The organism is Arsenophonus symbiont of Ornithomya chloropus (assembly GCF_964026495.1).
Taxonomy (GTDB): Bacteria; Pseudomonadota; Gammaproteobacteria; order Enterobacterales; family Enterobacteriaceae; genus Arsenophonus.
In genome coordinates, this window is sequence record NZ_OZ032148.1 from 372,204 (window position 1) to 392,789 (window position 20,586).

Here is a 20,586-nt window from a genome sequence, read left to right on the forward strand (position 1 = left end):
TATACTTTAAATAAAATATTTTTTAGTGTTAATAAATAATAAAGTGCATATTTTTTCTAAAATATATTAAAATATAATATTAGAGCATATATATCATAAAATGATAAAATTAACCATTTTAGGTTCAACTGGTTCAATTGGTAAAACAACATTATCAGTAGTTAAAGAAAATCAAGAAAAATTTCAGGTAATAGGATTAGTTGCAAATAAAAATGTTAGTATTATGGTACAGCAATGTTTGGAGTTTAAACCACTATATGCTGCGATGTCAGATCAAAAATCGGCAAATAAGTTAAAAACAATATTACATAACCAAGGATCTAAAACTGAGGTTTTATCTGGAGAAAAAGGAATTTGTGAAGTAGCTGCACTTAATGATGTAGATCAAGTTATGTCAGCTATTACAGGAATAGCTGGATTATTACCAACTTTATCTGCTATTCGTCAAGGAAAACGAATCTTATTAGCTAATAAAGAATCGTTGATCACTAGTGGAAAACTTTTTTTTAATGCTATTAGAAAATATGGTGCTCATGTTCTTCCTATTGATAGTGAACATAATGCAATATTTCAAAGTTTGCCAATAGAAGTTCAATGTAATTTAGGATTTTCTAATTTAAAAAAACAAAGTATTGACAGAATAATATTAACAGGGTCTGGTGGACCTTTTTTTAAAATTCCTATTTCATATCTTCCGAATATGACTCCTGATAAAGCTTGTAATCATCCTAATTGGTCTATGGGGCCAAAAATTTCAGTTGATTCAGCTACTATGATGAATAAAGGTTTTGAATATATTGCAGTACGATATTTTTTTAATACTTCTAATGAAGAAATTGAAGTTATTATTCATCCACAATCTGTTATTCATTCCATGGTATGTTATCAAGATGGGAGTATAATTGCACAGCTAGGTGTCCCAGATATGAGAATACCTATTTCTTATAGTATGGGTTATCCTGAACGAATTGTTTCAGGTGCAAAAGCTATTGATTTTAAAACAATTTCTTCACTTACTTTTATGTCTCCAGATTATGAACGTTATCCATGTTTAAAATTAGCAATTGATGCTTGTTGTCATGGGCAAGCGGCTACTACTGTTTTAAATGCTGCTAATGAAATTTCTGTTGCTGCATATTTAGCAGGTAATCTGCAATTTACTGATATTGCTAAAGTTAATTTAAATATATTAGAAAAATTAACTTTTTCTGAACCTGATAGTATTGATGCAGTTTTGGAAATTGATAAAGAAGCCCGAAAAATAGCTGATGAGTATGTAAAAACTTTATCAAGTTAAAAAATATTATTTATGTATCAAAACTGCGTTATGTAATTACATTTTTATTATACTAATATATAGTGTATACTGTGAATGAAATAATATTTTTTTTATATTTTCTTATAATTAAGATATTGTATATTACATTAAAATTATAAAATTAGTATACAAATAATTGTTAATTAATTATTTATGTGTGATGACTGTATTTATAAAAAAATAGATTTATAAATAAGAATTATAAAAAAATAGATTTATAAATAAGAATTAAAAATTAAACATAAAACATATTTTATTATTTTTTAAGAATAATATTTATATTTTAATATTAGAAAAAATATCAATATAATTTATTTTTAAAAATTAAATAATAATTTTAGAATTATAAAATATAGTTTTTATGACTTAAAAAAATGAATAAATATAATTTTTATCAATAATTTTTCTGTATATATTGTTAATAAAAACTAATAATTGTCATATAATATATATAAAATATAAAAATTTATAAAAATTTTGTATTATTAAATCTATAACTTTTAAAATAATTAGAGAAAATTATATTAAGAAATATTTTTATCATAGCTTATATGTTTTATAAGTATAAATTTTTGAGATATAAAAATATTAGTGATATTTAATTATCAATTTAATTCTAGTATTTTTGAATACATATATTTAATATTTTTTTAAAATAAATAGTTTAATAGATAAAAACATTATCTTTTTTTATAAAAAAGATTATTAAAATATGTATTTGAATGATATTAAAAAATAATCAATAATAAAAATTGATAATATTTTTGTCGATTATTTTTTTTTGAGTTTTATACAAAAATTTTGATTTTTTAAAAAATAAAGATTGTTGTTAGTGTTTATTAATTTTTTTAAAATTAGATAAAGATTATATAAAATCTTTATTCACGGCATGTATTTTTAAAAATAAATTAATAAATATATTTCAAAATAATACAAATTGTAAATCATAAAATAATTAATTATTATGATTTTAAATAAATATTACTTTTTTAAAAGCAAAAACTAAAAAAGTATAAAAAATATGATAATAGTATCATTAAATATAATATAAATTATATTTGATGATATTAATTAGTATTTATTTTTTTTTGAAATTATCTGCATTTTTATTTAGATTTAAGTTATAGTTTGATATCTAATTTTGATTTCTGTGAGCAATATGTATAGATGCAGTTTATTTATAATTTTTAATTTTTATATATATTTATTTTTTAAATAAAAATACTTTTTTAGTTATCAATAAATATGTTTTTTCTTAATTTTTAGTAATCTTATTTTTATTATTCATAAAAATCACATGTAACAATTTTATTAATTTATGGTCAGGAATGCTTTTTTATGAAATTTGTATATGAGAATAATTTATACTATCGAACACCTAAGCATGTTGCTATTATTATGGATGGTAATGGTCGGTGGGCAAAAAAACATGGAAAATTAAGAATTAAAGGGCATATTGCAGGTACAGAAGCAGTAAAAAAAGCTATAAAATTTGCACTTGAAAATCAAATTCAATCTTTGACACTTTATGCATTCAGTAGTGAAAATTGGAATCGACCAGAAAATGAAGTAAGTGCCTTGATGGAACTTTTTACTCGATATTTAGGTAATGCAATTCAAAATTTAAACATACATAATATTAAATTAACAATTATTGGTGATATAAGTAGATTTCAGATTGAATTAAAAAAACTTATTAAAAATGCAATTTCTGTAACAGAAAAAAATACTGGTTTGCAGCTTAATATTGCAGCAAATTATGGTGGTCGTTGGGATATTACACATGGAATGCGTTTAATTGCCAAAAAAATTAAAAAAGGTATATTATTACCAGAAAATATTAACGAAGAAACAGTAAATGAATGTATTAGTTTACATGATCAACCAATGGTTGATTTAGTGATTAGAACTGGAAAAGAATATCGCATTAGTAATTTTCTTTTATGGCAGATTGCTTATGCTGAATTTTATTTTACCGATATACTTTGGCCTGATTTTGATGAAATAGCTTTTAGAAGTGCAGTTACAGCTTTTAGTCATCGTGAAAGACGATTTGGTAAAACCACACATGATAATGATAATATTAATTCATAAAGATAGAGACTTATTTTGTTAAATTTCAATACTCGTATGATTAGTGCTATTATACTAATTCCATTAGTTATTACTGGTATTTTTTTCTTACCTATTGATTTGTTTGGTTATGTCATTATTTTTATTATTTCACTTACTATTTGGGAATGGTGCCAGTTTTTTGGTTGGATAAAATCAATTAAAAGAATTATATTTCCTATTGTATTTTGCATAAGTTTATTGGGATTACAATTATCATTTCAAGATTTAACTAAATTAATAAAAGAGCCTTTAATTATTTGTATTTTGTATATTGGATTAATTTGGTGGGTATTTGCAACAATATTACTTATCACTTTCCCTCTTTCTGTTAGGATTTGGTCTGACTCTTTGATATTAAAAATGTTATTTTGTATTTTAACTATTTTGCCTTTTTATTGTGGAAGCTTGTTATTGCGTAGTATTAATTATGTAATTGATCCTTTTATAGGATCTCGGTTAATCTTGTATGTTATTTTATTAGTTTGGAGCACGGATATCGGTGGTTATTTTTTTGGATATTTTCTTGGAAAACATAAATTAGCAGAAAAAATTTCGCCTTCAAAAACCTTTGAAGGCATGTTTGGTGGTATAGTAACAGCAGGATTTATTGGATTTTTATTTAATTGCTGTGTTCCTAATTTAGTAATATCCAAAAATCTATTAATTAATTGTATTATTATTTTTAGTGCTATTTTAGGTGATTTAACAGAAAGTATGTTTAAAAGGCAATCTGGAATAAAAAATACTAGTAACTTAATTCCAGGACATGGTGGAGTATTAGATAGAATAGATAGTTTAATAGCGGCTACAACTGTTTTTGCAGGATTAATATTATTCTTTTTGGTTTTATAAGGTTATAAATACTATGGGATTTTTTTTTACTTTGTTTGCATTTGTTATTGCATTAGGTGTAATGATTATTGTACATGAATTTGGGCATTTTTGCGTAGCTAGATTTTACGGTATTTATATTGAGCGTTTTTCAATTGGTTTTGGAAAAACAATATGGCGTAGAGTAGATCGTTATGGTACAGAATTTGTTGTTGCTATGATTCCATTAGGTGGTTATGTTAAAATGTTAGATAAGGAAATCATTTCTACTGCAGAAAATAAAAATAATGTGTATTCAGCATTTAATAATAAAACTGTGATGGAACGTTTTGCTGTTGTAAGTGCTGGACCAATAGCTAATTTTTTATTGGCAATATTTGCATATTGGTTAGTGTATATGATTGGTGTACCGTCTGTTCGTCCTGTTATTTCAGATATTCAATCAAATTCTATTGCTGCACAAGCAAATATTTCAGCTGGTATGGAGATCAAATCTATTGATAATATAAAAACTCCTGACTGGAATACTGTTCGCATGGCTTTGATTAGTAAAATTGGAAAGAAAAAATTAAATATTCAAGTTTTACCTATTGGTTATGTAGATCCTATAAAAAAAGTTATTAATTTAAACAATTGGCATTTTGATCCAGAAAAAGAAGATCCTGTGTTATCTTTAGGTATGATGCCTGTTAGTGCTAAACAAGAACCTATTATTCGTAATATTAAACCTGGATCAGCAGCAGAATTATCTGGTTTAAAAATAGGTGATAAAATTATAAAAGTAAATGAACAAGTATTAGATGTATGGCATCCATTAATCTACTTTATTGAAAAGAGTCCTAACATTCCCTTGTTATTAACAATTGAAAGAGAGGGTAAAAATAGAGAATTAACTTTAATACCAACAGTTAAAGAAATCATAAAAAAACAAAAGGTTGGATTTGCCGGATTTGAATTATCACTTGTTCCACTTCTCAATGATTACAAAATTATTCAACAATATGGTTTATTTGGTGCATTGTATCAGGCAATTAATAATACTTGGCAATTGATACAAATAACAGTAAATATGATCGGTAAATTATTTACTGGTGATATTAAATTGACTAATCTCAGTGGACCTATTTCTATTGCAAAAGGAGCAGGTTTTTCTGCCGAGTCTGGATTAGTGTATTATCTCATGTTTATTGCATTAATTAGTATTAATTTAGGTATTATTAATTTATGTCCTTTACCTGTACTAGATGGTGGACACTTACTTTTTTTGATTATTGAAAAAATAAAAGGGGAACCAGTATCTGAACGTATACAAGATTTAAGTTATCGTGTTGGTACTGTTTTATTGATATTGTTAATGGGAATTTCACTTTTCAATGATTTTTCTCGTCTTTAATAAAGCGAAATTAGTTAGGAATATTTATAATAATAATGACGATGAAAAAGTTACTTATAACATTGCTCTTATTTTTTAGTTTTTATGCGTACAGTTCAGATTGGTTTGTAATAAAAAACATATATTTTGAAGGTTTGCAACGTATTACTCTTGATACTGCACTACTAAATATGCCAATTCAAGTAGGGGATACAATTAATAATAATCATATTAATCGCACTATTCGAGATTTGTTTTCAACTGGTAATTTTGAGGATATTAGAATTTTTCGTAACAAAGATAATCTTATTATTCGTTTAAAAGAAAGACCAATTATTGCAAATATTACATTTTTTGGCAATCAAGTTTTAAAAACTGACCTTCTTAAAAGTAATCTTGAATCTGTAAACATTCGAATTGGGGAGGTGATGAATTTAAAAAATTTAACTAATATTATTAATATGCTTACAGATTTTTATTATAGTATAGGTAAGTATAATATAAAAATAAAACCTATTATTTTAATATTACCAAATAATCAAGTACATTTGAAATTGTTTTTTTCTGAAGGAGTTTCAGCTAAGATTCAAAATATCAATATTATTGGTAATAAAATATTTAGTAAAAGTGAATTGATGAAATATTTTCAATTAAAAGATGATGTTTTTTGGTGGAATATTAATTCAGATAAAAAATATCAACAAGAAAAATTGTCTAATGATTTAGAAGCATTACGTAGTTTTTATCTTAGTAAAGGTTATGCAAAATTTACTATTAATTCTACCAATATTAGTTTAACACCTGATAAAAAAAATATTTATATTACTATAAATATAACCGAAGGAGATAAATACATTATTTCAGATATAGAATTAAATGTTGATAAAGAAGAACATTATAATGAAATTAAAAAATTAATAAAAATTGAAAATAATGTATTGTATAATGCTACTACAATCAAAAAAATAGAAAAAAATATCAAAAATCTTCTTGGGCATTATGGTTATGCATATCCAAATGTTATTACTGAGCTAAAAATTAATATTAAAAATAAAACACTTAAAGTCAATATTAATGTTGATTCTGGTCATCGTTTTTATGTTCGTCAGATTAATTTTCTTGGAAATCATATTAGCAAAGACTCTGTTTTGCGTCGTGAAATGCGACAAATGGAAGGTGCTTGGTTGGGTAATGATTTGGTTCTTTTAGGTCAAAATAGATTAAAACGTACTGGTTTTTTTGAAAAAGTTGATGTTGAGATTAAACGTGTACCAGATATATCTGATCAAGTGGATATAATATATAAGGTAAAGGAACGTAATACTGGTGCAATGAATTTTGGTATTGGTTTCGGAAGTGAAAGTGGTATCAGTTTTCAAATAGGTATTCAAGAAGAAAATTGGTTGGGTACAGGGAATGCAGTTAGTATGAGTGCTAAAAAAAATGATTATTCAACTTATGGAGAATTATCATTAACAAATCCTTATTTTAGTATGGATGGTATTAGTTTAAGTGGAAGAATATTTTATAATAATTTTAGTGCAAAAGATGCTTATTTGTCAGATTACAATAATAAAATTTATGGTATTGATACTACTTTGAGTTTTCCTTTTAACGAAAATAATATTTTTCGCATTGGTACCAGTTTTGTTCATAACTCATTATCTGATATGAAGCCTCAAGTAAGTATGTGGCGTTATTTAGCCAGTATAGGGGAAATATTAAATTTTAATGATAAAGCATGTTATGATGTTAATGATATCAGTGTTGATTTAGGCTGGATTTATAATAATTTAGATCGTGGATTTTTCCCTACATCAGGAAAAAAAATTTCTTTGAACAGTAAAATTACAATTCCAGGTTCAGATAATCAATATTATAAAATTAAATTTGATACATCTCAGTATTATCCATTAGATGAAGATGCTAAATGGATATTATTAGGTAGGACACAAGTTGGTTATGGTAATGATATTAATGGTAAAGAACTACCTTTTTATGAGAATTTTTACGCTGGAGGTGTAGGTACAGTAAGAGGTTTTAGGTCCAATAATATTGGACCTAAAGCTATTTATCTTGAAAAAAATTCATTAACTGGTCAAATAATTCCTAAATTTGATAATCCATCAATAGATGCTATTGGTGGAAATGCAATAGCAACAGCTTCATTAGAATTAATTCTCCCATTACCATTTATTGATGAAAAAAATTTGAACTTAATTAGAACATCTTTTTTTGTTGATGCCGGTACTGTATGGGATTCTCATTGGCGAAATACAGAAGCTAGTTGGAGAGTAGGAATGCCTGATTATGGTAAATTATCAAATATTCGAGTATCAACAGGGATTGCATTACAATGGATATCACCTTTGGGACCATTAACTTTTTCTTATGCTAAACCGTTAAAACATTATAAAGGTGATAAAAATGAAGAATTTCAGTTTAATATTGGTAGAACATGGTGAATATATATATTTGATTTATTTATTTTTTGTAATTTTTGAAAAATTGAAAATTAAGGAGAGTGTAGTGTGAATAAATTTTTTAGTCTAATGGGTTTCAGTATAATCTTATTTGTATCTAGTAGCGTTTATGCTGAAAAAATTGCTGTGATTAATTTTGATAAAATTTTTCAAGAAATAGCAACAAAGAAAGCTATTTCAAAACAACTTGAAAAGGAGTTTCAAGGGTCAGCTAATGAATTACAAAATATGGAAAAAGATTTACAGTTTCATGTCGAACAATTTCAAAAAAGTACAATAAAACCAAATGAGCAGGATCTTAAAAAATTTGAAGTAAAGCGAACCGATTTTCTTAAAAAAGCAGAACAATTCGAAAGGAATAATCAACGTCGTCGACAAGAAGAACATGCAAAAATATTAAAAAGTATAAAAATGGCAACTAAAGTAGTTGCTGAAAAAGAAAAGTATGATGTTATATTTGATATTAATGAGGTTATGTATCTGAAAGAGGGTCTTAATCTTAAAAATATTACCGATTTAGTTCTTAACAAGGTGAAATAATAGATGTGTTCTATTCGCTTAGCTGATTTAGCTCAGCAATTAGACGCGCAATTATATGGTGATGGTGATATAATTATTACAGGTCTTGCATCTATACATTTTGCAAAAAAAGGACAAATTACTTTTTTGTCAAATAGTCGATATCTTAAGCAATTAAAAAAATGTCAAGCTTCTGCTGTAGTGTTAAAAAAAGATTATTTATCAAATGCTAAAATAGCAGCATTAGTTGTTAATGATCCTTATCTTGCTTATGCTCGTTTAGCTCAATTTTTAGATAATACTCCTAAACCTGCTCATAATATCCATCCTTCTTCTGTTTTTTCTCAAAATGTTATTTTTGGTAAAAATGTTGCTATTGGTGCTAATACAGTTATCGAATCAGGTGTGATATTAGGTGATCAGGTTATTATCGGGGCAAATTGTTTTATTGGTAAAAATGTTAAAATTGGGAATTTTACTAGTTTATGGGCAAATGTTTCTGTTTATCATAATGTTAAGATAGGAGAAAAATGTTTAATTCAATCAAGTGTAGTGATTGGATCAGATGGTTTCGGTTATGCACATGAAGATTTGAAATGGATAAAAATTCCTCAATTAGGTGCAGTTATTATTGGTAATAACGTTGAAATTGGAGCTGGCACTACAATTGATCGTGGTGCACTAGATGATACAATTATTGGAAATGGGGTTATTATTGATAATCAATGTCAGATTGCGCACAATGTTATCATTGGTGATCATACAGCCATTGCTGGTGGTGTTATTATGGCAGGGAGTTTAAAAATAGGTAAATATTGTATGATTGGTGGTGGTAGTGTTATTAATGGACATATAGAAATTTGTGATAAAGTCACCATTACTGGTATGGGAATGGTTATACGTTCAATTAATAAGCCTGGTATATATTCTTCTGGTATTCCATTACAGCCTAATAAGATTTGGCGAAAAACAGCGGTGTTAATTATGAATATTCATTCAATAGTTAAACGATTTAAAATGTTAGAACGTAAACTTTTAAATAAAAAATGATTGAATATACTTGTTTTAATGTGTTAATTACGCTTTGTAGAATAACATACTTTAGTGTTTAAACAGAGTTTGTATTTTATGTATATAATGTTAAAAATATAAACAAGAAGAGTCTTTTCTATGAGTTATAAACATACTCTGGATATAGAAGAAATTTTAGGTTTATTGCCGCATCGGTACCCTTTTTTATTAGTAGATCGTGTCTTAGATTTTGAAAAAGGTAAATTTTTGCGTGCGGTTAAAAGTGTATCTTTTAATGAACCTTTTTTTCAAGGTCATTTTCCAGGTAAGCCAATATTTCCAGGAGTATTAATTTTGGAGGCAATGGCACAAGCTGCTGGTATTTTAGCTTTTAAGAGTGTTGGAAAATTAAAACCTGGTGAACTTTATTACTTTGCTGGCATTGATGAAGCAAGATTTAAATATCCAGTACAACCTGGCGATCAAATGATTTTTGATGTAACGTTTGTAAAAACTAAGCGTGGTTTAACACGTTTTAATGGTATAGCAAAAGTAGATGGAAAAATTGTTTGTGAAGCGACAATGATGTGTGCTAGAAGTCAGGAAGTATAAAATGAGGACTGATACTATTAATAAAACAGCGGTTATTCATCCTTCTTCTATTGTTGAAGAAGGTGCGATTATCGATGAAAATGTTTATATCGGTCCGTTTTGTTATATTGGATCTCAGGTTGTAATTGGTGCACATACTAAACTAAAATCTCATGTAATCATAAATGGGGGAACTAAAATTGGTTGTAATAATCAAATTTTTCAGTTTGTTACTATAGGTGAAGTTAATCAAGATCTGAAGTATAAAGGTGAGCAAACTCGTGTCGAAATTGGTGATCGTAATTGTATTAGAGAAAGTTCTACTATTCATCGTGGTACTATACAAGGTGGTAGTTTAACCAAAATAGGCAGTGATAATTTGTTAATGATAAATACTCATATTGCTCATGATTGTTTGTTAGGAAATTATTGTATTATTGCTAATAATGGTACACTTGGTGGTCATGTTAAATTAGATGATTATGCTATTATTGGTGGTATGAGTGCAGTACACCAATTTTGTCAAATTGGTACTCATGTAATGGTTGGTGGTTGTTCAGGAGTTTCAAAAGATGTTCCACCTTATATTATTGCACAAGGTAATCATGCTACACCTTATGGTGTTAATATTAAAGGTTTAAGACGTCGTGGTTTTGATAAAGAATCATTACATGCTATAAAATATGCATATAAAATTCTTTATCGTTGTGGTAAATCATTAGATGAAGCTCGTGATATATTATCAGAATTAGGAAAAGAAAATCAATATATAAAAATATTGAATGATTTTTTAGAGTATTCTGCACAGTCAAATCGTGGAATTATTCGTTAAGAAATACTTGAATAGGAGAATTTTATGACGAATAGTCGTCATTTTTCAATTCAAGCAAGACCTTTAATTATTGGTCTTGTTGCAGGAGAAATATCAGGGGATATTCTTGGTGCATCTCTTATTCGTACACTAAAAGCACACATACCTCATATACGTTTTATTGGAATTGCAGGTCCATTAATGAAAAAAGAAGGTTGTCAATCATGGTATGAAATAGAAGAACTTTCTGTTATGGGGATTGTTGAAATTTTTGCAAGATTGCCTAGATTATTAAAAATTCGATCTGATTTAATTAAACGTTTTTTGAAATTACAACCTGATATTTTTATTGGTATAGATTCACCTGATTTTAATATATCTCTTGAAAAAAAATTAAAAAAAAACGGTATAAAAACTATTCATTATGTCAGCCCTTCTTTTTGGGCATGGCGAAAACGTCGTATTTTTAAAATAGGAAAATCTACAGATTTGGTACTCGCTTTTTTACCTTTTGAAAAAAAAATTTATGATTATTATAAGATACCTTGTTATTTAATAGGTCATACAATGGCCAATAATATACCTTTAAAACCTAATAAAAAAAATGCACGATTACAATTAAAAATACCTAATGATGCTAAATATTTAGCTATTTTACCCGGTAGTCGGTGTGCTGAAGTTGAAATGTTAACTAAAGATTTTTTATATGCTGCAGAAATTTTAATTCAAGAATTTCCAAAATTAAAAATTTTGGTTCCTTTGGTTAATAAAAAATGTCGTGATAAATTTGAAGCTATTTATCAAGAAATTGGAGTAAAATTGCCATTAGAAATTGTAGAAGGTCAAGCATTATTAGTTATGATTTCTGCAGATGTGACTTTATTAGCTTCAGGGACAGCTACATTAGAATGTATGTTGGCAAAATGTCCAATGGTAGTTGGATATCGTATGCAAGTAATTACTTATTGGTTAGCAAAATTTTTTATTAAAACATCTTATATTTCTTTGCCTAATTTATTAGCAGGAGATAAATTAGTTCAAGAATTTATACAATATGGGTGTCAACCTAAAAAATTAGCTCAATCACTTAAAGATTTATTAATTAATTTAAATACAGTTAAAAGACTAAAGAAGAAATTTTTAGAATTACATAAAAGTATTCGTAGTAATGATGATGAAAAATTAGCAAAAGTTGTTTTAGAACTTACTAAAAAATGAATTTTTATTAATACAGATATTTTGTTTTTATTATAAAAACGTATTTTTTAAAATAAAAGATAAATATTAAGAGTATCAAGGTGATAGTTTAGTCATTAAAGATTTTTTAATCAGAATTCAATTAGCTTATTAAAACTCCGATATTGTTATTTTTATAAAAAATTCTTATATCAATTAATTTTATAGTAAAATATTTTTTATAAAAATATAATATCAGAAAAAATTTTGATATTTTATTAGAATTTATATTTTTTTTGTAATAATTTATAAGAGCTGATTAAAAATGTCTGAACCACGTTTTGTACACTTACGTGTACATACTGATTATTCTATTATAGATGGATTAATAAAAATTGATGCATTAATTCATAAAGTAGCAGAATTGGGTATGCCAGCATTAGCAATAACTGATTTCACTAATTTATATGGATTGGTAAAATTTTATGTTACTGCACATAATTTTGGAGTAAAACCAATTATTGGAGCTGATTTTTATGTAGAAAATGAATTATTAGGTGGTGAAATTACACATTTAACGATTCTTGTTAAAAATAATAAAGGTTACCATAACTTAATATTACTTATTTCTGCAGCTTATCAAAAAGGTTATGGAGTAATTGGTCCAACAATAAAAAGAGAATGGTTGATTGCACATAAAGAAGGATTATTATTACTTTCTGGTGCTTGTATGGGAGATGTTGGTAAATGTTTATTACGTAAAAATACAAAACTACTTGAGAAGTGTTTGGAGTTTTATCAAACTTATTTTCATAATAATTATTATTTAGAACTTATTAGAACAGGATTACCTAATGAAGAAAATTATTTGTATCAAGCTGTGAATTTAGCAGAAAAAACAGGTATACCAGTAGTTGCTACAAATAATGTAAGATTTATGAATAGTGATGATTTTTCAGTACATGAAATACGTGTCGCTATTCATAATGGTATTACTTTATCTGATTCAAAACGATCTAAAAATTATAGCCCTCAACAATATTTACGTAATGAAGAAGAAATGGTTGAATTATTTTCTGATATCCCTGCAGCACTTAGAAATAGTGTTGAAATTGCTAAGCGTTGTAATGTGATTATTCGGTTAGGTGAATATTTTTTGCCAAAATTCCCTACAGGTGATATGGATACAAAGGATTTTTTGATTCGATATGCTAACATTGGTCTTGAAAAACGTTTAAATTTTTTATATCCAGACAAAAAAAAGAGAGATAAAAAAAGACTTAAATATATCAAACGTTTAAATACTGAATTAAAAGTAATTAATGAAATGGGTTTTCCTGGTTATTTTCTTATTGTAATGGAGTTTATTCAATGGGCAAAAGATAATAATATTCCTGTTGGCCCCGGTCGTGGTTCAGGTGCTGGTTCATTAGTAGCATATTCATTAAAAATTACTGATTTAGATCCTTTAAAATTTGATTTATTATTTGAACGTTTTCTAAATCTTGAGCGTATTTCTATGCCAGATTTCGATATAGATTTTTGTATGGAAAAACGTGATCAAGTCATTGATCATGTTGCACAAATGTATGGTCGCGACGCGGTTTCACAAATTATTACTTTTGGTACAATGGCAGCAAAAGGCGCAATTCGAGATGTAGGTAGGGTGCTCGGTTATTCATATAGTTTTGTTAATCGGATTTCTAAATTGGTTCCTTTTGAACATGGTATTACTATAAAAAAAGCATTAGTTTTAGAGCCACAACTGCAAGAAATTTATAACCAAGAAGAGGAAGTAAAGGAATTAATAGATATTGCTTGTAAACTCGAAGGTATAACTCGTAATGCTGGTAAACATGCTGGGGGTGTAGTTATTGCACCTACAAAAATCACAGATTTTACACCATTATATTGTGATTCAGAAGGAAAAAATCCACTTACACAATTTGATAAGAATGATGTTGAATATGTAGGTTTAGTGAAATTTGACTTTCTTGGTCTTAGAACATTGACTATAATCAAGTGGGCATTAAAAATGATTAATGATCGTCGATTTCAAAAAAAATTAAAAAGTATTGATATAAACAGTATTCCATTGGATGATGAAAGGTGTTTCGATTTGTTGCGTAAAGGGGAAACAACAGCAGTATTTCAATTAGAATCTAATGGAATGAAAGATTTAATTAAAAGATTACGACCAGATTCTTTTAATGATATGATTGCTTTAATTGCACTTTTTCGTCCTGGTCCATTACAATCAGGAATGGTTGATAATTTTATTAATCGTAAGCATGGAAGAGAAAAAATTTCTTATCCTGATGTTTTATGGCAACATGAGTTATTAAAACCAATTTTAGAATCTACATATGGTATTATTCTTTATCAAGAACAAGTGATGAAAATTGCTCAAGTACTTGCTGGTTATACCTTAGCTGAAGCAGATATGTTACGTCGAGCAATGAGCAAGAAAAAACCAGAAGAAATGGTTAAGCAGCGATTTATTTTTAAGAAAGGAATAATCAAAAATGGTATTGATAAAAAGTTAGGAATGAAAATTTTTAATTTGTTAGAAAAATTTGCCGGTTATGGTTTTAATAAATCACATTCTACTGCTTATGCCTTAGTTTCTTATCAAACACTGTGGTTAAAAACACATTATCCAGCTGAATTTATGGCAGCTGTTCTAACTGCAGATATGGATAATACTGATAAAATAGTTACTTTAATTGATGAATGTTGGCGTATGAAGTTAAAAGTTTTACCACCTGATATTAATACTGGATTGTATAATTTTCATGTTAATGAAAATAATGAAATTCTTTATGGAATAGGTGGAATTAAGGGTATTGGTGAAGTTCCAGTAGAAGCTATTATTAAATCTCGTGAAAAAGATGGTTATTTTAAAGAAATTTTTGATTTTTGTAAACGAATTGGTACTCAAAAACTTAACCGTAGAGTAATGGAGAAATTAATTATGTCAGGTGCTTGTGATCATTTAGGTCAACATCGTGCAGAATTAATGTTTGCATTAAAAGATGCATTTAAAATAGCTGATCAACATGCTAAAGCAGATGCTATTGGACAAAGTGATATGTTTGGTAAATTAATTGAAGATCCTGAAGCTATAAAAAAAACATATGATAATATACCTAAATGGAATGAAAATCTTTTATTAGAAAATGAGCGTGAAAGTTTAGGTTTTTATTTAACTGGGCATCCTATTAATGCTTATTTATCAGAAATTAAACGTTATATTACTGGATTACGTTTAAAAGATGTTACTCCATCTCTTAATGGAAAGACATCAACAGTGGTTGGTTTAGTATCGAAAGTTAAGATTATTACCACTAAAAATTCTGATAAAATAAGCATATGTACTTTGGATGATTGTTCTGGACGTTTAGATATAATACTTTTTTCAGATGTGTTACAAAAATATAAGCATTTGGTAGAAAAAAACAAAATACTAATTGCTACAGGAAAAATTAGTTTTGATAATTTTCATGGTTTTTGCAAAATGTCTGTTTACAAATTAATCGAACTTAGTCAAGCACGAGAAAAATATTTAAAAAGTATTTGTATTTTATTAAAAGAAAAAATAACTTCTAGTGAAGAATTGTTAAAAAATCTTAATAGAATATTAGAACCTTATTGTTCAGGTAAAGTTCCAGTTTATCTTTATGATAATAATCATCAAAAGAAAGAAGGTCGCGCTAAATTAAATTTAGTTTTTACTTGGCATGTTATTCCTACAGATCATCTTTTAAGTGAATTAAGAATGTTTTTAAGTAATCAGAATATTGAATTAAAATTTGATTAATAGGAAATTTATGACCCTTAATTTTTTAGATTTTGAACAACCAATTGTTGATTTAGAAGAAAAAATTAATTCTTTAATGACAGTAAATCGTCAAGATACCAAATTAGATATTGATTTAGATGAAGAGATTGCTAAATTACATGAAAAAAGTGTAGAACTGACTAAAAAAATTTTTTCTAATTTGTGTGCTTGGCAAATTTCTCAACTAGCTCGTCATCCAATGAGACCTTATACTTTGGACTATGTTCAACATATATTTACTCATTTTTACGAATTAGCTGGTGATCGCGCTTATGCTGATGATAAAGCAATTGTTGGTGGTTTAGCTCGATTAAATGGACGTCCAGTAATGATTGTTGGTCATCAAAAAGGACGTGAAATAAAAGAAAAAATTCGAAGAAATTTTGGCATGCCAGCACCAGAAGGATATCGTAAAGCTTTGCGATTAATGAAAATTGCTGAGCGTTTTAATTTACCTATTATTACTTTTATTGATACACCTGGTGCTTATCCTGGTGTTGGTGCTGAAGAACGTGGTCAGTCTAATGCAATTGCAAGTAATTTATGTGAAATGTCTCAATTTTCTGTTCCTATTATTTGTACAGTTATTGGAGAAGGAGGTTCTGGTGGTGCATTAGCAATTGGAGTAGGGGATAAAGTTAATATGCTACAATATAGCACTTATTCTGTTATTTCTCCAGAAGGTTGTGCTTCTATTCTTTGGAAAACTGTTGAAAAAGCTCCAGTGGCAGCTGAAGCAATGGGAATTACAGCTTCTCGTTTAAAAGTACTTAAACTTATTGATAATATTGTTGAAGAACCACTTGGTGGTGCACATCGAAATTATACGCAAATTGCTAATAATCTTAAAAATCGTATTTTAGATGACTTAAAGGATATCGATTTACTGACTCCTGAAGATTTAAAGAATTATCGTTATCAACGTTTAATGGAATATGGTTATTGTTAAATTTAAATATTAATAATTTATTTTTAAATTTATAAATGATTTAAAAAAATAATTGATTACATTTTGTTCATATTTTAACAGTGAATTATTATAAAATAATAAAATATGATTTTTTTTTGAAAAAAATTGAAAGGGTAATTTAATTCTTTAATGTGATGAAATCATTTTAGATAATTTTCTTCAAATAATTATGTTTGTTAATGAAATAATATTTTTAAAAAAAATTATTAAGAATCTTGGTTCTATCGAAAATCTATTAGTAGGTTTTAGCGGTGGATTAGATTCAACGGTATTATTACATGCATTAGTAAGATTACGTGAAATCATAAACCCTAATTTAAATATTCGTGCGCTTTATATTCATCATGGAATTAATTATAAAGCTGATAATTGGTTAATTCATTGTAAAAAAATATGTTTAAATTGGAAAGTAGAATTTTATTCACAATCTATTCATATAGATTCAATTAAACATGGTATAGAAGGAGGAGCACGTATTGCTCGATATCAAGCATTTCGTAAAATATTATTACAAAAAGAAGTTTTGTTAACGGCACATCATTTAGATGATCAAGTTGAAACTTTTTTATTAGCATTAAAACGTGGTAGTGGGCCAACTGGGTTATCTTCTATGCCAGTTTCTATGCCATTTTTTCATACTTATTTAATAAGACCATTATTATCTTTTAGTCGTAAAGAATTAGAATTATATGCAAAAAAAAAATTACTTTATTGGATAGAAGATGATAGTAATCAAAATGAATTTTATGATCGTAATTTTTTAAGGTTACGTATTATTCCACATTTTTGTAAGAGATGGCCTAATTTTTCTCATGCGGTTTTTAGAAGTGCTAGTTTGTGTGCAGAACAAGAAGCTTTGTTAAATGAATTTTTAGAAGATTGTTGTTTACGTTTAATTACAAATGAAGGAGCATTAAAAATAAACGATTTGGTTAGTTATTCTAAAATTAAGCGTAATGCGATATTACGACGTTGGTTTCGTTTGCATAAAATTTTAATGCCTTCCTGTCTTCAATTACATATAATTTGGCAAGAAGTAATATGTGCGAGAAATGATGCAAAACCAGAATTTGTTTTAAAAAAAAATGTTATTCGTCGTTTTCAAAAAAAGTTATGGATTTTGCCAAAATTCAAAGATATTAGCAATATTTGTTTACCATGGCATCTTTCTAGACCTCTTATATTGCCTGATAATTTAGGTACCTTAATGATTACAAATCATGGAATCGGTTTTCGTTTTCCATTTTTTGATGAAGAAGTTACTGTTCGATTTGGAATAAAAGGAAATATTAAAATTATTGGACGTCAACATTCTAGAAAAAGTAAAAAATTATGGCAGGAATTAGGTATTGCGCCTTGGTTAAGAAAAAGAATTCCTTTGATTTATTATAATGATGTACTTATTACAGCTGTTAATGTTTTTGTTACAGAAGAAGGGAGGTGTATTGATGGGGTAGAACTTAAGCTGAATTTAATAAAAGAATAAACTTTATTTGAATATTTTTTTATGTATGTGGTATTTCTAAAATATTATTTTTGATAATTTCTAATAAAATTATTCATTGATATAAGAATACGATAATTGATGAAAATAATTAATAATTTTTTTTTAAAAACTAAAAACTAATATTCAGTAGATTTAATACTTATTTTAAAATTATATTTGGTATTAAGTTTTTTTATAAAATATGAAGATTTATGCTAAATGTTATTTCATATATAATAAATTAGCTACATTTTTTTTTTAAAAAATGAATTATTTCAAGAAGATTAATAAATTCTTTTACATTATTTCTTCTATTTTTATATTCTACTTGGTTTTTATGTAAATAAGATTCACTAATTATTATCATATGTGGTATTCCAATAAGTTCTATATCAGCAAACATTATACCCGGTTGTTCTTTACGATCATCAAATAATACATCAATATCATTTTTTGTTAATTGATAATAAATTTTTTCAGCAATTTCTCGCACAAAATGTGATTTATGCATATTTATAGGTATAATTGCAACTTGAAAAGGTGCAATAGAATCATTCCAAATAATACCTTTATTGTCATGGTTTTGTTCTATTGCTGCTGCAATAATTCTTGTGATACCAATACCATAACACCCCATAGTAATCGTTTGATGATATCCATTTTTATTTTGAACAGTAAAATTCATTGCCTTAGAATATTTTTCTCCAAGCTGAAAAATATGACCAACTTCAATTCCACGTTTTATTTGTAGTGTTCCTTTTTCATCTGGGCTAGGATCTCCTGAGACGACGTTCCGTAAATCATAAATATGAGGTATAGAAATATCTCTTTGCCAATTAATACCAAAATAATATTTATTATCAATATTAGCTCCAGCAGTAAAATCGCTCATTACTGCAACACTCTTGTCTATGATTATTGGTATGAACAAGTTTATAGGGCCTAATGTATGTGGATTAATTTTCAATATTTTTCTTATTTCTTCTTTTGTGGCAAATTTTAATGGAGTAGCGATTAAAGGATGTTTTTCTGCTTTTTTTTTATTTAATTCATGATCAGCACGGATTAATAAAGCAACAAGTTTATGGCTATTATTTTGTACGCCGATTACTATTATAGTTTTTACGATTTTTTCAATAGGTAAATTATATAATTTTGCTAATTCAGTAATATTTTTTATGTTAGATGTATTGACAAGACGCATATTTTTAGTAGGTTTAGGACGTTTTGTAAGACAAATGGTTTTTGCTAATTCAATATTAGCTGCATAATTTGATTGATTGGAAAAAACAATATTATCTTCTCCACTATCAGCTAATACTTGAAATTCATGTGATATATTACCACCAATAGATCCAGTATCTGCTTCTACGACTCTAAAATTAAAACCAATACGTGTAAAAATTGTACTATATGTTTTGTACATAATATCGTAAGTTTTTTGAAGCGAATTTTGATCGATATGAAATGAGTAAGCGTCTTTCATGATAAATTCACGAGAACGTATAACTCCAAAACGTGGTCTAATTTCGTTACGAAATTTTGTTTGGATTTGATATACATTCAATGGTAATTGTTTATAAGAAGTAATTTCATTACGTATAAGATCAGTAATCACTTCTTCATTAGTAGGTCCAAGTACAAAAGATTCGTTACCATGATACATAAAACTAAGTAATTCTGGTCCATATTGTTCCCATCGACGACTTTTTTTCCATAATTGTGCAGGTTGAACTATTGGCGTAGAAATTTCAATTGCACCAACTTGGTTCATTTCTTCACGAATGATATTTTTAATTTTTTTTAATACTCGAATACCAGTTGGTAGCCAGTCATACAATCCAGAAGCAAGTTTACGTATCATACCCGCTTTGAGCATTAGTTTATGACTAATCACTTCAGTATCTGAAGGAATTTCTTTCAAAGTAGAGAGAAGATATTGACTTGTTCGCATTTTTTATTTTTTCCATAAACAATAAGTTTTAGTAAAAAATATTTTGATTTTTTTAACAGTGAATTAATAAATGTTAAAAAGAGATAATATATTTTTAATATTTTAAAA

The 20,586-nt window shown here is 26.9% G+C and carries 14 protein-coding genes; 13 read left to right on the forward strand and 1 reads right to left on the reverse strand.

The features are described from left to right. Positions 1-100 precede the first annotated feature (100 nt). From ispC to tilS, 13 genes are all read left to right on the forward strand, one after another. A complete protein-coding gene (ispC, locus tag ABNS14_RS01375; protein WP_348666582.1) occupies positions 101-1,297 on the forward strand; it encodes a 1-deoxy-D-xylulose-5-phosphate reductoisomerase in 1,197 nt (398 codons plus the stop codon). A 1,359-nt stretch (positions 1,298-2,656) separates the two neighbouring features. Further along, complete coding sequence (gene uppS / locus ABNS14_RS01380) at positions 2,657-3,412, forward strand: polyprenyl diphosphate synthase (protein WP_348666583.1); 756 nt, start codon at positions 2,657-2,659, stop codon at positions 3,410-3,412. Positions 3,413-3,427: 15 nt separating this feature from the next. Then, complete coding sequence (locus tag ABNS14_RS01385) at positions 3,428-4,285, forward strand: phosphatidate cytidylyltransferase (protein ID WP_348666584.1); 858 nt, start codon at positions 3,428-3,430, stop codon at positions 4,283-4,285. Between the two features lie 13 nt (positions 4,286-4,298). After that, positions 4,299-5,657, forward strand: coding sequence for a sigma E protease regulator RseP (gene rseP / locus ABNS14_RS01390; protein ID WP_348666585.1), 1,359 nt, complete (start codon positions 4,299-4,301; stop codon positions 5,655-5,657). 35 nt (positions 5,658-5,692) lie between these two features. Next, positions 5,693-8,101 (forward strand): outer membrane protein assembly factor BamA, encoded by a 2,409-nt coding sequence (gene bamA / locus ABNS14_RS01395; protein WP_348666586.1) that lies wholly within the window; start codon positions 5,693-5,695, stop codon positions 8,099-8,101. Between the two features lie 66 nt (positions 8,102-8,167). Further along, positions 8,168-8,659, forward strand: a complete 492-nt coding sequence (locus ABNS14_RS01400) for an OmpH family outer membrane protein (RefSeq protein ID WP_348666587.1) — start codon at positions 8,168-8,170, stop codon at positions 8,657-8,659. A gap of 3 nt (positions 8,660-8,662) precedes the next feature. After that, complete coding sequence (gene lpxD, locus ABNS14_RS01405) at positions 8,663-9,688, forward strand: UDP-3-O-(3-hydroxymyristoyl)glucosamine N-acyltransferase (protein WP_348666588.1); 1,026 nt, start codon at positions 8,663-8,665, stop codon at positions 9,686-9,688. A gap of 120 nt (positions 9,689-9,808) precedes the next feature. Beyond that, the gene (gene fabZ / locus ABNS14_RS01410; protein ID WP_348666589.1) at positions 9,809-10,261 is read left to right on the forward strand and encodes a 3-hydroxyacyl-ACP dehydratase FabZ; all 453 of its coding nucleotides are present in this window, start codon (positions 9,809-9,811) and stop codon (positions 10,259-10,261) included. Position 10,262: 1 nt separating this feature from the next. Further along, positions 10,263-11,072 (forward strand): acyl-ACP--UDP-N-acetylglucosamine O-acyltransferase, encoded by an 810-nt coding sequence (gene lpxA / locus ABNS14_RS01415; protein WP_348666590.1) that lies wholly within the window; start codon positions 10,263-10,265, stop codon positions 11,070-11,072. A 24-nt stretch (positions 11,073-11,096) separates the two neighbouring features. Then, positions 11,097-12,269, forward strand: coding sequence for a lipid-A-disaccharide synthase (gene lpxB / locus ABNS14_RS01420; protein ID WP_348666591.1), 1,173 nt, complete (start codon positions 11,097-11,099; stop codon positions 12,267-12,269). Between the two features lie 283 nt (positions 12,270-12,552). Further along, the gene (dnaE, locus tag ABNS14_RS01425; RefSeq protein WP_348666592.1) at positions 12,553-16,047 is read left to right on the forward strand and encodes a DNA polymerase III subunit alpha; all 3,495 of its coding nucleotides are present in this window, start codon (positions 12,553-12,555) and stop codon (positions 16,045-16,047) included. A gap of 10 nt (positions 16,048-16,057) precedes the next feature. Continuing rightward, positions 16,058-17,017, forward strand: coding sequence for an acetyl-CoA carboxylase carboxyl transferase subunit alpha (gene accA / locus ABNS14_RS01430; RefSeq protein WP_348666593.1), 960 nt, complete (start codon positions 16,058-16,060; stop codon positions 17,015-17,017). 190 nt (positions 17,018-17,207) lie between these two features. Further along, the gene (gene tilS / locus ABNS14_RS01435; RefSeq protein WP_348666594.1) at positions 17,208-18,524 is read left to right on the forward strand and encodes a tRNA lysidine(34) synthetase TilS; all 1,317 of its coding nucleotides are present in this window, start codon (positions 17,208-17,210) and stop codon (positions 18,522-18,524) included. A 241-nt stretch (positions 18,525-18,765) separates the two neighbouring features. Here the strand turns inward: tilS and ABNS14_RS01440 are convergent, their stop codons facing one another. Beyond that, positions 18,766-20,478, reverse strand: a complete 1,713-nt coding sequence (locus ABNS14_RS01440; protein ID WP_348666595.1) for a proline--tRNA ligase — start codon at positions 20,476-20,478, stop codon at positions 18,766-18,768. Between the last annotated feature and the right edge of the window lie 108 nt (positions 20,479-20,586).

What these genes read in the sequence shown, in the direction of transcription:
- lpxA (WP_348666590.1), top strand. Translation starts at nt 10,263, where the DNA reads ATGAGGACTGATACTATTAATAAAACAGCGGTTATTCATCCTTCTTCT.
- dnaE (WP_348666592.1), top strand. Translation starts at nt 12,553, where the DNA reads ATGTCTGAACCACGTTTTGTACACTTACGTGTACATACTGATTATTCT.
- ispC (WP_348666582.1), top strand. Translation starts at nt 101, where the DNA reads ATGATAAAATTAACCATTTTAGGTTCAACTGGTTCAATTGGTAAAACA.
- ABNS14_RS01440 (WP_348666595.1), bottom strand. Translation starts at nt 20,478, where the DNA reads ATGCGAACAAGTCAATATCTTCTCTCTACTTTGAAAGAAATTCCTTCA.
- bamA (WP_348666586.1), top strand. Translation starts at nt 5,693, where the DNA reads ATGACGATGAAAAAGTTACTTATAACATTGCTCTTATTTTTTAGTTTT.
- fabZ (WP_348666589.1), top strand. Translation starts at nt 9,809, where the DNA reads ATGAGTTATAAACATACTCTGGATATAGAAGAAATTTTAGGTTTATTG.
- tilS (WP_348666594.1), top strand. Translation starts at nt 17,208, where the DNA reads ATGTTTGTTAATGAAATAATATTTTTAAAAAAAATTATTAAGAATCTT.
- lpxD (WP_348666588.1), top strand. Translation starts at nt 8,663, where the DNA reads ATGTGTTCTATTCGCTTAGCTGATTTAGCTCAGCAATTAGACGCGCAA.
- rseP (WP_348666585.1), top strand. Translation starts at nt 4,299, where the DNA reads ATGGGATTTTTTTTTACTTTGTTTGCATTTGTTATTGCATTAGGTGTA.
- lpxB (WP_348666591.1), top strand. Translation starts at nt 11,097, where the DNA reads ATGACGAATAGTCGTCATTTTTCAATTCAAGCAAGACCTTTAATTATT.
- accA (WP_348666593.1), top strand. Translation starts at nt 16,058, where the DNA reads ATGACCCTTAATTTTTTAGATTTTGAACAACCAATTGTTGATTTAGAA.
- uppS (WP_348666583.1), top strand. Translation starts at nt 2,657, where the DNA reads ATGAAATTTGTATATGAGAATAATTTATACTATCGAACACCTAAGCAT.